Here is a 15,612-nt window from a genome sequence, read left to right on the forward strand (position 1 = left end):
ATTATTTGACCGACGCAACCATACCTAATGCTTCATTCGGCACCTGGTTCGTTTGCAGCTGATGGATCTGCTTGCCTTCCTGCCATGAGATCGTGACATTCACTGTTTTCCCGCCACTCGGATATTCTACGTTTACGAAGCCTTTATCCTTGGGAGCAGGTAGGGTATGTGATTCCAGGTACTCGACCATTTTCTTGGCAATTCCCGGATTGTTCATCTTATCTTCGGAAACCGATTGGATCTGCAGCGTCCATCTGCCTTCCTTCCAGGTTAGATACTGGCTCCCTGCGGCTCCTTCGGCCATGCCTTTGATTCCATGTCCCAGATCAACTGACATGTCATCGGGAATGTTATCCAGATCCGTATCCGGGAAAATCCCTGAACTATCCGGATCCTTATAGGTTTTCACTTCATAGGATGCGAGCACATCTGGTGAGTTGTTGGAAGACGTCAATGAAGCATCATTGACGGGAATAGATTGATCTACGGAATAGAAATTTACTTTGAAAGCATCTGACGAATTGACAGGAATGGCAGCTGCCAGATGTTTACCTTTATCCAGGGCGAATGAAGTCGGCAGAACAGCATCCTTCATCTTGAGCTGGCTGCGAATTTCCTGAAGGACATCGTTCACGCCGGACTGCCCTTGTGTTCCGGTTGTTTCACCCCCAGAAGTACTGGTGGTACCCTCTGAGCTATTTTCACTATTAGCCGTACCTGCCGCCGCATTGTTTCCTTCTGAAGTGTTCGAAAAATCAGCCCCACCGCTTCCAGACTGAGTTTGCTCTCCTGAAGTCGAGGTAGGCGTATTGCTTGCCTCTGACGTATTGTTATCCTGCCCTCCACAACCTGCTAGCGCCAGTAACACAGCAGTGGTAACAGGAATGATAACCCAACGTTTTTGCTTTTTCATGATGATAGCCTCCTTGATGTCTTTATTTCCAGTGAATTAAGTTTCATTACAAGTTGCATAAAGTGTAACTGGATTAACGTTTATCGTTCCAGAAGTTAACCGGCTGTACTTTTTTGGTCAAAACTTTGAACTGGTATCCTTCTGCTTTCAATGTTTTCAACAATTGCGGAAGCACTTTTAACGTCGCTTCCTGATCATGCATGAGTACAACCGGTGTTGTACCGCTCTTTTGGACCGTGTGGATCTGTTTCATTACACTGTTGTAGACCTTTTGGTGATCTTTCTTGTATTTCCAATCCTCAGAGTCCACATTCCAATCCCAGAGGTGGAATCCACCCTGAGAAAGCAGTACTTTACGGTAAGATGATTTGAGATATGGCTTACTGCCATAAGGTGTACGAACCAGACTTGTTTTCACTCCAGCAACTTGGTTCAGCGTCATATTGGCCTGCTGCATTTCCTTTAAGCCGCTATATGCCGATTGATAAAACTTGCTGGGAACGTGTGTCACACCATGAAGTCCCAGGCCATGCCCATCCGCAACAATACGTTTCGTCGCTTTTTGAAATTGCTTCATTTCTGGTCCGAGCATAAAGAATGTCGCTTTGGCATGATACTGATCCAGGATATCCAGCAGTTGTCCTGTATGAGCTGTAGGCCCATCGTCGAAAGTAAGATATATGATCTTCGCATTCGCTTTTGCTCCAGCAGAGCTTGAAGCACTTGGCTTCGCAGATGCCGACTGAGGCAGCAGGAGTGGAATCATAAGTAAGATGGCGAGTGCAGCAATAAATGACTTGCGAATATGTAGCATAAATATAAATCTCCCTTGTGTCTCGTATTTCCCCGGGTGTCTTCGAATCTCTCATTGCATCCCTTGGCGATAATCCTAATACTAACAAAAAGAACACGCCTCATTCTCGCTTCAAATGCTACGTTCGAGTTACACTTTTGTCAGATTAGCCATGGAAATAAAACGAAATTGATAGATTTGCAGTGAAAATCATGCCCGTCAGGATAGATCTTTTTTGACATATGTTTCATTAACCTATTATGAATGATTTGATAGATTCAAGTTAGAAGTTGTTTCTTCTTTGATCCATTAGAACTAAAAAAGACAGCAAAAAAAAGCCTGCACAAAGGCAGACTTTTCATATGTAGACCGGTATACTCCATGAACATGGAATACGTTATGAACTCGCTATCACTCTGCAGGAGCGGTGAATGAACGTTTACCGAACTCAGCGTCCAGCATGTAGAAGGCATTGCTGTCTTTTTCAATTCGGCGCAGCTTCTGAATGATGCTGTCAAACAACGCTTCTTCCTCTACCTGCTCATCAATGAACCATTTCAGGAAATACATTGTGGCATGCTCGCGTTCATTCAAGGCAAGGTCAGCCAGATTGTAGAATTTTTTGGTGTTTTGCTGTTCATGTGCGTATCCGTGCTCGAACACATCCAGCATGGAAGTATACTCATTTTTCGGTTCTGGCAGAGCTTCCAGCGTCGCGCGTTGTCCGCGATCATTCAGGAACTTGTATATTTTCATGCCATGGAATCGTTCTTCTTCAGCCTGTACAATGAAGAAATTCGCGAAGCCGTCCAGACTTTCACTGGAACAGTATGCTGCCATCGCGAGGTATACATGGGCAGAATAAAATTCAAAGTTCATCTGTTGGTTCAATGCTTGTGTTAGCTCTTTACTCATGCTCGACACACCTCATGCTTTCTCTAGGAATGGTCCTATTCTATCATAATGAACGTTGGACTGACATGGATTATCTACCTAATCAGCTAATGAATGAATTTATGTTCTTCATATGAGATGTGCAGCGAATCAGAATAAAAGAAAGCTCTGCCGGAATGGCAGAGCTCTCTTCATTCATTTGGAGAAATGAATTATACCAAGAACGCTTTGGAGATGATAACCAACAGGATGAACAGAACCAGAATGGCACCTACAGAAGTGAAACCTCCGTATCCGTAGCCTCTTGTTTCTCCACCTAATACTTCGCTCATTGACCGTACCTCCTCTGCAACAGGTATGGGATATCTTATGCAGGAAGAACGGGTTTGACCGGGCGAATGCCCTATTATTTAAAATTGCACTTCTTAATAACGGGGAGATTCCACCCGCATGATATCGAGAAAAGGTACTTTTGCCATGAACTCCTCTTCGGTGTGTTCTACATGTACCAGCCGAGTACGGGAATCCAGCTTCACAATAACCCCTTGCACTTGCTCTTCTTTCCCCCATACCGTCAACAGCACTTCCGAACGCTCATGGTACGCTTCAACCAATTGATTCCCCAGCTCTTCCAGCTCAAATTCATCCCGGGTAGGTCTTTTTGCAACTTTTGCTTTTGCCAATGTGGAGGCCTCCTCTACAGCTAATCCGACGTCCCGATTCCACGGGTTGTTTGCCGAGGGCATATTCAATTAGTATACCATTCATTTGCGTTCGTGTAATGTCATGGAAGTCATTTGGAGCAAATTTCCCAATTCATCACGGTAGGTGGATTGACGTTATTCATCACGGTATTCGATCACAATCGTGTACTCGTTCGATCGCGCTTCCCCGCTTCTTCTCTGTCCGTTCAGTTCATAGGTGTACAGGGCCGTCAGGAAACCATTCAGCGTTCCCGTCTCCTCTGGCGATAGCTGCGCTACATAAGAGATGTTTTTCTCTGCACCCGGGGCCAGCTCTCCCAGATGCAGATACCTTGGCGAAGAGTATTCCGGTATGTTCCATTGAACTTGACCTTCGGCTTGACCGCGCCATTTGGCTCCTGGTGGAAGAACGCCTGTCAACTGTACACGAGCAGACAGAGAGCCTGTATTCTCGACGCGGACCTGAAAAATGACGGATCCCCCCTGCTCGACTAAATTGGGATTTACTTCAACATGGACCTTAATCATTGGGCTCTTCAGGTAGACTGTTGCTTCGTTGGAAGCGGCCATGCGCTGCACCGTACGTGAATCAGGCAATCGATACGTATACAAGAGACGCGCCTGGTTAACCAGCTCGAATGATTCAGGCATTGCGGCCCCGTGTTCATTAATTTGGGCTTCAAACTGAAGGTTAATGACAGACCTTGCAGTCAATGTTCCCAGGCTAACGCCTTTGACCGGATTGGCCCCGGGCCGCTTGACTCCATTCCAGCTTAGGCTCCCCTCCACAAAAGTCATGCCGGCTGGCAATGAATCAGACACCTTGGCATCCACCGCATAATTGCTTTCATTCGCTATGGTAATGTCATATCGTATGGTGTCATTGACTGCAGCGACTACTGGATATACCCTCTTTTGGATCGAAATCAAAGGCTGAATGACTTCAAGTGTAACTTCGTTGGAATACACGATCTCCTGCTTGCCTGCAGAAGTATACTCCAGCACCGCCTGACTTGGAATGCTTTCAGCATCTTTTACCGAAACAACCTGTACCCGATATTGAATGGTTACCGTACTTCCGGGCTCAATGTCACCGATCTCTATTCCAGAATCCGGGGTCATCTGGGGGGCAAACATTCCATTGATTACAACACTTGCCGGAATAAACCCAAGGCCAGCAGGCAAAGCGATGGTCACCTTGGCACCTGTAGCTGTCAAAAATCCTGGATTGCTCACAACCACACTGTACAAAACAATATCCCCTGAAAAGGTCGGGATATGGTCCGACTGAAGGGCAACCTCCAGACGGGATGAGGCCAGAGTGACCTCAACCGTATTGGATAGTTCTCGGCCTGTAACCGTCCTGCCTTCCGGTGTTAGAAATTCATAGTTAACCTGTGCCTGATTGAGCAGCTTCAATGTCGGAGGTAAACGCACGATGGCAACTTGAAAGTGGTAGCGCAGTGTAGCTCCCGGCGTAACCTCTGCAGGAGGCAGCCCAAGCTGAGGTGATGCACCGGGTAATGGAACGCCATCACGAAGTACACTATTCAGAAGCAGTGACGTATCTTCCGAGAGCGGATCTAATACGTACACGATGGCGGTTCGATTACCGGAATTCATAATCTCAATCTGGTAAGTTATCGACTGTCCCAGTGCAGCAACTGTGACATTGGCTTCCTTTCTTACTGCAAGTCTGGGTCCAACCCATGGTGTAACAACGGTATTCGAGTAGGCCACCTGTTCCAGTTCAGTCGTACCCGAGCTGAACCGAACCAGGGACTGATTCTGTAGCCAGTGGGACAACGGACCGGAGGATTGGCTCATATCACCACGACCTCTACTCTGAATGTAACCGTAACGGAAGCACCAGCAGCAATCGATCCAAGCGTGATTCCCGTATTCGGATTGCCAGTTGGTCTTGCCACTCCATCTACCGTTACACTTCCCGGTACAAACACCGTTCCTACCGGTACAGGGTCAACCATAACCACATTATTGACCACTTCAATACCAGCGTTTGTAACAACAACCGTATAAGTGATGACATCACCAACAACAGCATCAATGGCGTCTGTACTTTTGACAACCGTCACGTTAGGTGCAGATACTGGAATGACCAGAACGTTGGAAGACACCGTACCCGTCAACTGACGGCCATCCGGTGGACTAAATGTATAATTGGCCACGGCTTGGTTGGTCAACCGCTGATTCTGCGGCAGCGAATCCACCGTAACCTCGAGGGTGACAGTCACATTAACTGATCCTCCTGGTGGTATGGTCCCTACAACAATGCCTGTTTCGGGATTGGCTCCTGGCTGCGGAACACCATCAATCAATACACTGTTTGGAAGAAGCACAGCCCAATCTGGAATGTCATCCGTCAAGGTCAGATTGGCAGCCAGATTTCCGCTGTTGTTGATGGAGAAAGAGTATACGATGGTGTCGCCAATCGTTGCATTGGATGTATTGGCCGTCTTTGTTACAGCTATGATCGGTTGATAGATCGGGGTTACTACAATATTCGAATATGAAGCACCCGAGAAAACACCCGATGTGAAGCTTACAGCAGACTGACTGCTCACAACAGGTGGTGTAGGCAGCGTATTGACTCGCACTGCATAGGATATTGCTGCTGAGGCACCCGGAGCCAGTGATCCAATGGCGATACCCAGTGCCGGGTTAGCCGAGGTACGCGGAACACCATCCACCAGAACACTACCGGCGACAAATGTGGTGGCTGGATCGATGGGATCAGTTAGTACGACATTGTTAACAGGATCGATTCCATTATTGGTCACAACCATCTGATATACAATCGTGTCACCAACCACTGCATCTACCGATGTTGTTGTCTTCGTTACACTCACATCTGGAGCGGATACCTGAATATTAAGGGTATTGGATGTTAGACTGCCTCCCAGTGTTCTTCCATCGGGCAGTGTATACGTAAATGTAGCAGAAGCCTGATTCGTAATGGATTGGCTCAACGGAAGAGTGACGATGACAACCGAGAACATAACCATGGTTGTTGTTGAAACGACGCCCAGCGGAATGCCCGAAGCCGGATCGGCACCCGGTACAGATGCACCATTGACGATAACGCTATTGGGTACAAGTTCGGTTCCGGCAGGGATCGTATCGGTCAACGTAACGGTGGCCCCGTAGTTCCCGGCATTGGAGATGGCGATGCTGTACACTACGGTATCCCCTACCGTGGCAATCGCCTGATCTCCCGTTTTGACCGCCGTCAGAATCGGCTGGAACACAGGCGTTGTAACCGTATTGGAGAACGTGGTGGCCGAGAACGCCCCTGATGTAAAGCTGACCGTGGATTGATTGTTCAAAACTGCACTTGCCGGAAGAGCTGTAACCTGCACACTAAATACAACGGTGACGGTAGCCCCAGGTGCGATGGAACCAATGGTAATCCCTGTTGAAGGGTTAGCACCTGGTCGGAGAACCCCATCCACAAATACGCCGGTCGGTGCAAGAACGGTGCTTGCCGGAATCGGGTCCGTGAAGACTACATTATTGACCGTCGCAATTCCGTTATTTGTCACTGCTACGCTGTATGTCACAATATCACCAACCGATACCGATGTTGATGTAGTCGATTTCACTACATCGACATCCGGAGCCGACACGGTGATGGTAAGTACATTGGACAGAACAGAGCCTGTAATCGTCCGGCCGTCCGGCAATATGAAGGACAGAGCGACCGAAGCCTGATTCACCAGCTGCTGTGGAGACGGCAAGGTATCAATAACCACGGAAAAAGTAATGGTTGTTGTCGCACCGGCACCGACAGTGCCTGCCGAAATGCCAGTGGCTGGATTGGCGGCTGGCAGCGGCTGGCCATTCACAATGACACTGTTCGGAACGAGTATGGTTCCTGCCGGGATATTGTCCGTCAGGTTAATCTGGGCCCCATAGTTACCTGTGTTGGAGACAGTGACAGTGTAGCTAACGGTATCGCCTACGGTAGCGTTCTGTGTGCTTGCCGTCTTGGTTGCAGAGAGAATGGCCTGGAATACCGGCGTGACCACCGTATTGGAAAACGTCGTGCTTGAGAATGCCCCTGAAGTGAAACTGACTGTCGATCGATTACTCAGCTGGCCGCTTGGCGGTATAGCATCCACACGGATGCTGAAAGTTACGGTTGCGGACGCTCCTGGAGCGAGTGTGCCGAGTGATATCCCCCCTGCCGGGTTGGCTGTAGGTTGTGGCACTCCATTCACGGTCACACTTCCTGTGACAAAGGAGGCACCGGCAGGAATCGGGTCCGAAAACTGAATATTGTTTACAGGAGCTATACCGCTGTTCGTTACCTGAACGGAGTACGTGACGGTATCGCCTACCGCTGCCGCAGTGGAAGGTGTACTTTTAACGACAGCAACGTTAGGAGAAGAAACCGGAAACGTCAGCGTATTTGAGGTGGCTGTTCCTGTCAACGTACGTCCGTCAGGAGGTGTAAAGGTAAAGGTGGACGTTGCAAAGTTGCTGAGCTGCTGCGGAGACGGAAGTGTATCCACAACCACAGCAAACGTAACAACTGCGGTTGCTCCAGCTGCAACAATGCCTACCGGAATACCTGCTCCCGGCGTCGCTCCCGGCTGCGGTACACCTGATACCACAACACTGTTGGCTACAAAAGAAGTCGCAGCAGGAATGGTATCTGTAACCGTAACATTGGCCTGCAAATTTCCGGTATTGCTGACAGTCACCGTGTATACAACTGTATCACCTACGGTTGCATTGACTGTATTGGCCGTTTTGACGAGTGAAATCTGCGGTTGGATAACCGGAGTCTGTGTTGTATTGGACGAAGATGACCCCGAAAACGAACCGGATGTGAAACTGACCGTCGACTGATTGTTAATCTGCGAAGGGATCGGCATGGTAATCGTCACCTCAAAAGTTACGGTAACCTCAGCTCCTGGAGCCAAAGTACCGATTGGAATGCCGGCGGTCGGATTGGAGAGCGGGAATGAAGTCCCGTTCACAATGACGCTTCCGGGTACAAATGGGGTATTCGGAGGAAGAGGGTTGACATATACCACATTGTTAACGGCTACGGTTCCGTTGTTGCGAATAACAGATGTGTACCTGATGACATCCCCGACTACGCCATATTCTACATTGTCACTGTTAACAATCGTTACATTGGGCAGAGAGACAGGAATCGTGATGGTGTTGGATGACGAGAAGCCGGCAATTGTTCTTCCACTTGGAAGTGTGTAGGAGAATGAAGCAACCGCCTGGTTAGTCAACTGTCTTGAATCAGGCAAACTTGTGACCGTTGCGACAAAAGTAACGGTTGTACTTGAGTTCGCTGCAATGGATCCCAAGCTAATACCTGCTGCCGGACTTACACCTGGTGTAGGTACACCATTAATGATGACACTGTTCGTACTGAAAACAGCTCCCGCAGGAATCGGATCCGTCAAGGTAACCGAAGCCGCGATATTACCTGTGTTGTTAATCTGAATGCTGTAATTAAAGGTATCTCCCACCGTCAGATTGGTTGTACTTGCTGATTTCACCACTTGAATGACGGGCTGAAATATGGGTGTACTAACCGTAACCGATGAAGAGACACCATTAAAACTGCCTGACGTAAAGGCGGCGCTGGCACGGTTGGTAACTGATCCTGTCGAAGGAACAGACGTCACTCTGGTCTGATAGGTCACGGTGACGCTGCTTGAGCTGTTCAAGGTTCCGACAACAATACCTGAGACCGGACTTGCACTTCCGGAAGCTGTTCCGTTAATGGTGACACTGCCAGGCACAAACTCCGAGCCGGTCGGCGTATCTGAAATCACCAAATTTTGGACCGCACTACTTCCAGCATTGGTCGCAATAACGGTATAGGTAAGGATGTCACCTACAGTCGCGTCAGGTGTGTTTACCGTTTTGCTAATCGAGATATTAGGAGCCGATGCAGGTATGCGAACGATATTGGATTGACTTGAGCCTGAGAGATTCCGTCCGCTCGGAAGCTGGTACGTATAAGCTGCGGTACCCTGATTCTCCAGTGTTGGCGGAGATGGAAGTGTATTCAGTGTTGCGCGAAACACGACCGTTGCCGTGGCTCCTGCCGAAAGACTGCCCAGCGTTATTCCCGTTAAGGGGCTGGTTCCTGGACGCGCAGTACCATTCACGGTTACCGAATTCGGAACAAATGTCAGTCCTGCCGGGATGGTATCGGTTACCGTAACTTGAGCTGCTATGTTACCGCTGTTTGTCACCACCAGTGTATATGCAAGCTGATCTCCCAGCGTTGCATTCGTTTGACTCGCTGACTTGTTAATCGCAATGATCGGCTGGTACACAGGTGTAGTAATTGAATTGGAGTTGGAAATGCCCGTAAAGGCACCCGAACTATAGGACACAGAAGCGCGATTAAGCAGCGAGCCTGATGAAGGCAAGGATTGAACCGTAACCTGAAACGTCACCGTCGCGGAACTTCCCGCAGTCAATGTTCCAACAGATATGCCACTATTGGGATTAGCCGATGCAACGACAGTGCCTCTTACGGTCACACTCCCTGGAACAAATATGGTTCCTGCAGGGAGAGCATCCGTCAGAATTACATTGTTAATCGGCTGAATGCCACCGTTCATGGTAACCACGGTGTAGGTGAATGTCTCCCCTACGGCTACGTCAATGACGGAAGCGGATTTAACCGCGGTTACATTGGGCAATGTCACCGGGATCGTCAAGGTGTTCGATGCTACTGTTCCTGTTATGGTCCGTCCGTCAGGCGAGCTGAACGAATATGAAGCGGTAGCCTGATCCACAAGGGTTGGCGGTGTAGGCAAGCTTGTGACAAGCACTTGAAAGGTGACGGTATTCGCGCTGCCTGCAGCAAGGCTGCCCAAATTCACACCCGTCGCCGGATTGGCACCTGCAATGACATTTCCGTTCAGGCGGAAGCTGCCTGCTACATACGAACTGCCACTAGGGATGTTATCAGTCAATGTGACGTTCGCCGCAACATTCCCTCCGTTATTGACCTGAAGCGTGTACGTTACCGTGTCACCCACCGTGGCATTGGTGGTACTCCCCGACTTCACAATGGACAGGTTCGGTGAATATACAGGAAGTGTGGAGTTGTTGGAGGGAATCACACCTGTTATGGTCGGACCTCCCGCCACACTCTGAAACGTAAAAGCCGCATTGGCCGAATTCACAAGCTGCAGGATGCTTGCATCCTGTCCGATAAGCGCCCGGTAGGTTACAACAATACTGCTGGACAGGTTTAATGAACCCAGCGGAACACCTGCCGTTATATCCAGTGTTGGACGGGATACACCTGCAACGGTGACACTTCCTGGAATAAAAGTAAGCCCTGCAGGCAATGAGTCCGATAGCACCACACTGGCGGCGCTGGCCGTACCTGCATTGGCAACGGTAACTGTATAGAGAATACTATCCCCTGCTACCGCACCAGTGGCCGTTGATCCCTTCGATACGGTAATTCTTGGTGCGTTAATATCGACCTGAATGGCATTGCCGTTGACGATGTAGGCGTCTCCCGATGTGGTTAATGTCAACACGGCTGAAGATTGATTGTTAATCAGTCTGGCTGACACATCCACATTGGTGATGTCCCAACCCTGTCGTCCACCAGAAATGTTGGAGCCTGGTGCACCGTTGATTTGGTTCCGGGTTCCGAAAGTTCCTGTCGTGTTAAGTGCTCCGGTGTCTCCGTTGATTTGGGATGCAAAAAAGTTGGCAGCCAGGTTGTTAGGCCCTGATAAGGCAACCGAAGTCGCCGACGTAGGTCCAAACAAAGCCTGGTCTCCGGTCCGATTCGCGTCTCCTTCCTGCGCACTGAAAAGCGCTCTTCCTCCGAGCGTGCCAGAGATTGGAGTCGCAAATCCGGTCAGTGTGGTCACTACCGGCGCTGAAGACGCTTGGACGAGCACCCCGCCAGCCCGGAGTGACATGTTACGGAAAGGCAGGGCCGGATTTTGATAAATGACGCCTAGTGTCCAGCCTGCATGGTTGGCCGTGGAATCATTGTTGATAACGATCGTTCCGACGACCGCACCGGTGATGTATGTACCCGCTCCCCCATTTTGCACCAGCGTTGTAACATTGGCCGAACGCACATATCCGGCAGCGCCGTTCCCCAGATCGAATTGATTGTATGTCGCCGGGTCAGGAGTAACGCTGGATGTCCCTGCCGGGGTGATAAATGTGACCGGATTGTTGATGGCCGCACTCAGGTTCACATTGCCATTAATATAGCTTCCGCCCCAGATCAACTCTGCGTATAGAACGGTACTGCCTGCAGGAAGGACAAGTATTGCAGCTGAGCTGTTGCTCTGATATAAGCTTGTCGTCCCTGCTGGATATGTCCCATAAGTCAATGCCGTATTGGTCGTTGTGAATGCCCCAATACTGTCCAGTGTTCCGGGTACCCCTGCCGTTTCAGAACGACTCAAACCAAGTGTATTGCCTGTAAACGTAATTGCTCCCGTAGCGTTGACGGTTGAACGAACGACAAGAGGAATAGAGATCACCTCCTTCATCAAGGATTGTAATCATCGTATAAGGGCGGAGCCTTGTATCAGTCTATGAGGTTCATTCCGAAATTTGTTTGTCCCTGTGAAAAGTTTCTGCTTGGGTTCTGCGTTTATGTCACTTTGTTTTCACCCATTTAATTAACATTTGCGTTTTGCACAATCTGTTTTATAATCAACTAATACGAGAGTCATTCTGTCGTACCATTATGATGCAGTCAGCGGTGATATATGAAGAGTTTGTCTACACCTAGCAACCATATTCCAACAGAATATGAATTCAAGCATTCCAAGTGGATCAAAAAAATGCTTCATGCTTATTGGGTTGTTGTAATCACACATTTCGTTGTTCAGATCGGCTGTTTCCTATTCCTGGACTATGATCGCACTCCTGAGGATTTTATCATTCATGTTCTAATCTGGCCGACAGCCTCAGGTGTTGCTTCCATTTTGATTGCCAGCTGGATTGACCGGCACTTCAGTGCCCTTTCGTTCTATGCCATGTCAGCAGCCAGCACAGTTGTTGCCTGGACGATCATTCATGTCAATTATGACATTCGAATTATTCAAGCGATCAGTCTGCTGCCCATCTTCACGTCGGTTTTGTTTTTTAGCAGAAAACGGGTTTGGACCGCATGTTTGATGCAAACGACGGGTTATGTTTTGGTTCTGTTTGATTCAGGCTATCGCTCCTATCTGACTTCCTTTGACATGGTCTCCATCCCAGCCTTTCTCATTGTCGGTACATATGTAGCTCAGGTCATTGTCACAAGTGGTGTTGAGGTATTGGATGATCTCAAGGACAGCATGTTGGCCAAGCAGGAACTGATTGTACGAAATGCCATTATGACCAAACAGTCCAAAACGGATGGGCTTACTAATCTGTATAACCAGAGCTCATTCAAAGACTATTACGATAAAGCATATGAGTATGCCAAGAGCGGTATGAGCCTACATTTGGCTCTCATTGATATTGATGATTTCAAATCAATTAATGACACCTATGGACATCGGGTAGGTGATATCATTCTGGAGAAAGTTTCGCACGTCATTCAGGAGAACATCACTTCAAGTGATATTGCAGCCCGTTATGGCGGTGAGGAATTCGCATTGCTTATGTTTGAACAGTCCTTCGATCAGGCTTACGCGCTCGTGGAACAGATTCGTCAGAAAATAGCGTTGATGGGCCATCTGGAACTGGGGGGAAATTCCATCACGGTCAGTGTGGGACTCAAAAGTTTCAATGCCCGGCTGACCAAAGAAAAGCTGTTTGAAGAGGTGGATGCCTGTCTATACGCTGCCAAACGGACCGGTAAAAACAAAACCGTGACTTCCCTTGACCTCGTTGAGGTTTAGTAAATAGTAGAGACATCAAAAAAAGTTGTACCGCACACCGAATTCGGTTGTGCAGTGCAACTCTTTTTACATCCAGAATATTCGTGTTACTCGGCCCATTCCCAGCGATGGGCATACTGCTCCAACTTGGGATGAAGTGTACCCGGCTGGCCATCAATAAGCAGACGAAGTTTCGTAATCCAGTCCTTGAACGAGTCGAACGATGCAAACAGATTCGCCATTTCAGAGGTGAGGTACAGAAAATGAGGCGCCGGATATTCAGCCGTCAGATGACGCAGAGCCGAATCCATTGGTGTGTACTTCTTCCTCTTGCCTTCCAGTCCCTCCACCTTAATGCGGTACACCGTATGATCTCGCTTCCACTCATGCAAGCGGTCCTCTCTCTTATAATACGGCTGTACCCCTTCCTTGCTCATACGCTTAACCGTGTTCTCATGCAGCGGATAAAGGACCAACTGTGTAAATGCGCGCGTATCTGAAGTGACTGCTGCATGTTGAAGCTGTTCATCGGTCACATGCTCGAATGAATCGTAGAAAATCAGTGTCCCTTTCCGGCTTGCTGCAGGGGGTTCGTAACCGTAAGGAACCGTTGTATAATTTGCAGACATGATCTTCCTCCAGTCCGTTATAAATGCTTATTTGCTTTGGGTATCCTGCTCATCCTGATCCTTGTTCAAATCCACATAGAATGTCATTTTATTCTTGCCCGAACGCTTCGATTCATACAAGGCTTCATCAGCCATACGGATAATTTCACTCGGATTGCCGCTGTTTGTCGGATACTCGGCACCACCGATACTGCATCCAATGTGGATGCGCTCATACTCAATGATAAATGGTTTATTCAAGCTCTGGATAATCTCATGCGCATATGCTCTTGCCTCTTCTTTGGGATTAGGCCCAATGGAGCGGAGTACAATGAGAAATTCATCGCCGCCCAAACGAACCGTAATTCCCTTGTCGTGGCTGAGGGCCATCAGACGCTGGGCCACTTTTTGCAGCAGGACGTCTCCGGTTTGGTGTCCAAGGGTATCATTCACACTTTTGAATCCATCCAAATCCAGATAGAGGAAAGTCAATGTGTGATCCGTACTCTCCGTCTCAAGTGATTCCTCCAGATAAACTTCGAGCGCTGTCCGGTTCGGCAAACCTGTCAGTTGATCGTAATGGGCCAAGTTCTGCATGAAAACAAGTTCCGAGTCTTTATTGGTAAGCGCAGTTAGCATGCCCCCCAGCGAGCGGGACAACACTTCAATTTCCTTAATCCCCTTGTTCTCAGGAATCTGTACCTGATCACCTTCACGAAGTTGGTTTGCCACTTTGGTTAATCGGGTGATTGGCGATGAGATTAGGCGAGAAACCAGCCATCCAATGAGCGCAAACAACACGGTAACGGCAAGCCCAGCCCACACGTTAAACCATAACATGTCGGATACGGAAGCAAAAGCCGTTGATTTGACCTGGCGAACAACAACAGTCCAGCCAAGACCCGGATAATCCAGATGACCCTGGCTGTATGCGAGTCCAGTAACGTATTCCTTTCCGTCAGCCCACTTCTCTATGAACCAGCTCGTCTTGTTGATCTCCGCTGTTTCCATTCCGGACAACTTCAACGGTTTGCCAACCCATTCGTCAGGACCAAGCAGCACCGTATGCTCTCTCTTGCTTACAATGAACAATTCAATGTCCTTCTCCCGGTATTTCAAAGGCTCCAAGACGCCTTTCTCCACTTCTTTAGCCCATTCCCAGCTTAAATGCGCAGCCAGTACACCTGCAACCTCACCATTTTTATATTTCAAAGGAAAGCTGATATCGACAAATTGCAGTGGTTCTCCTGTTGGATTCGGAAGCAGATTGGCTAGCAGCACTGCGTTATGTACGTCTCCAATAAACTTACCCTTGATGCCTTCCTGATACACAGGCCGTTCGGATAAATTTTCACCGTGCAATATACCATCCGTTGAGGCTAACACTTTTCCTTTCGGATCCATGAATCCAACCCAGGAGAATGAGGGAAAGCTATTTTGTAGCTGATCCAGCAGCATCTGGATCTCAGCTGGCTCGAAGCGATCTTTAAGTGCAGCCATCTGGCCAAGCAGTTCCAGTTCTCCGGAACGCGCCCACATGAAGCGATCCAGCTTGTCTGTTGTTTGAGAAGCCGTGCCGGTTAGTGAATGACCGATCTCGGTTTCAACAGCGACTGCTGATTTTTGACTGAAAATATAACCGATCGTTAATGTCACCAGCAAAGACAATATAGCGAAGGTCACGGTAAGTATGGTTCTGAGTTTGTAAGACATGTTGGCCTCCAATAATCGGTGAAACCATCCTGCTTCTTTAACACGAAACATGCTGTAAAGGGCACACGCGATGTCACCTATTCGTTTTCATCTTTATCGGAAATAATGACTTGTTTTA

Annotated in this window: 10 protein-coding genes; 1 reads left to right on the forward strand and 9 read right to left on the reverse strand. The window is 48.6% G+C overall.

Translation table 11 applies throughout. The annotated features are described in order from the left end of the window. Position 1: 1 nt before the first annotated feature. The 7 genes from GUA98_RS00825 to GUA98_RS00855 all read right to left on the reverse strand — a co-directional run bounded on the left by GUA98_RS00825 (position 2) and on the right by GUA98_RS00855 (position 11,838). Positions 2-913, reverse strand: coding sequence for a hypothetical protein (locus GUA98_RS00825; protein ID WP_193721777.1), 912 nt, complete (start codon positions 911-913; stop codon positions 2-4). 73 nt (positions 914-986) lie between these two features. Next, entirely contained in the window at positions 987-1,727 is a 741-nt protein-coding gene (locus tag GUA98_RS00830; RefSeq protein WP_193721778.1) for a polysaccharide deacetylase family protein, read from the reverse strand. Positions 1,728-2,117: 390 nt separating this feature from the next. Then, positions 2,118-2,621, reverse strand: a complete 504-nt coding sequence (locus GUA98_RS00835; RefSeq protein ID WP_095287527.1) for a ferritin — start codon at positions 2,619-2,621, stop codon at positions 2,118-2,120. A gap of 191 nt (positions 2,622-2,812) precedes the next feature. After that, complete coding sequence (locus GUA98_RS00840) at positions 2,813-2,932, reverse strand: hypothetical protein (RefSeq protein ID WP_017688846.1); 120 nt, start codon at positions 2,930-2,932, stop codon at positions 2,813-2,815. A 93-nt stretch (positions 2,933-3,025) separates the two neighbouring features. Then, a complete protein-coding gene (locus tag GUA98_RS00845) occupies positions 3,026-3,283 on the reverse strand; it encodes a YolD-like family protein (protein ID WP_095287528.1) in 258 nt (85 codons plus the stop codon). Positions 3,284-3,439: 156 nt separating this feature from the next. After that, positions 3,440-5,131, reverse strand: a complete 1,692-nt coding sequence (locus GUA98_RS00850) for a DUF11 domain-containing protein (RefSeq protein WP_193721779.1) — start codon at positions 5,129-5,131, stop codon at positions 3,440-3,442. Next, positions 5,128-11,838: a DUF11 domain-containing protein gene (locus tag GUA98_RS00855; RefSeq protein ID WP_193721811.1), complete on the reverse strand. Its 6,711-nt coding sequence runs from the start codon at positions 11,836-11,838 to the stop codon at positions 5,128-5,130. The genes GUA98_RS00850 and GUA98_RS00855 overlap by 4 nt, the downstream gene beginning before the upstream one ends. Before the next feature lie 231 nt (positions 11,839-12,069). Here GUA98_RS00855 and GUA98_RS00860 point away from each other — a divergent pair, with 231 nt between their 5' ends. Further along, entirely contained in the window at positions 12,070-13,194 is a 1,125-nt protein-coding gene (locus GUA98_RS00860) for a GGDEF domain-containing protein (protein ID WP_227779321.1), read from the forward strand. Positions 13,195-13,280: 86 nt separating this feature from the next. Here GUA98_RS00860 and GUA98_RS00865 read toward each other — a convergent pair whose 3' ends face one another. Both GUA98_RS00865 and GUA98_RS00870 read right to left on the reverse strand, forming a co-directional pair. Then, on the reverse strand, positions 13,281-13,802 hold the full coding sequence (locus GUA98_RS00865; protein ID WP_193721780.1) for a hypothetical protein: 522 nt from the start codon (positions 13,800-13,802) through the stop codon (positions 13,281-13,283). Between the two features lie 27 nt (positions 13,803-13,829). Continuing rightward, complete coding sequence (locus GUA98_RS00870; protein ID WP_227779322.1) at positions 13,830-15,545, reverse strand: diguanylate cyclase domain-containing protein; 1,716 nt, start codon at positions 15,543-15,545, stop codon at positions 13,830-13,832. Positions 15,546-15,612 lie beyond the last annotated feature (67 nt).

Origin of the sequence: Paenibacillus sp. P13VS, assembly GCF_015143645.1 — a bacterium.
Classification (GTDB): Bacteria; Bacillota; Bacilli; order Paenibacillales; family Paenibacillaceae; genus Paenibacillus; species Paenibacillus xylanilyticus_A.

Excerpts from the sequence above, each read along its gene's own strand:
- GUA98_RS00835 (WP_095287527.1), bottom strand. The coding sequence starts at position 2,621 with ATGAGTAAAGAGCTAACACAAGCATTGAACCAACAGATGAACTTTGAA.
- GUA98_RS00840 (WP_017688846.1), bottom strand. The coding sequence starts at position 2,932 with ATGAGCGAAGTATTAGGTGGAGAAACAAGAGGCTACGGATACGGAGGT.
- GUA98_RS00850 (WP_193721779.1), bottom strand. The coding sequence starts at position 5,131 with ATGAGCCAATCCTCCGGTCCGTTGTCCCACTGGCTACAGAATCAGTCC.
- GUA98_RS00825 (WP_193721777.1), bottom strand. The coding sequence starts at position 913 with ATGAAAAAGCAAAAACGTTGGGTTATCATTCCTGTTACCACTGCTGTG.
- GUA98_RS00870 (WP_227779322.1), bottom strand. The coding sequence starts at position 15,545 with ATGTTTCGTGTTAAAGAAGCAGGATGGTTTCACCGATTATTGGAGGCC.
- GUA98_RS00830 (WP_193721778.1), bottom strand. The coding sequence starts at position 1,727 with ATGCTACATATTCGCAAGTCATTTATTGCTGCACTCGCCATCTTACTT.
- GUA98_RS00865 (WP_193721780.1), bottom strand. The coding sequence starts at position 13,802 with ATGTCTGCAAATTATACAACGGTTCCTTACGGTTACGAACCCCCTGCA.
- GUA98_RS00860 (WP_227779321.1), top strand. The coding sequence starts at position 12,070 with ATGAAGAGTTTGTCTACACCTAGCAACCATATTCCAACAGAATATGAA.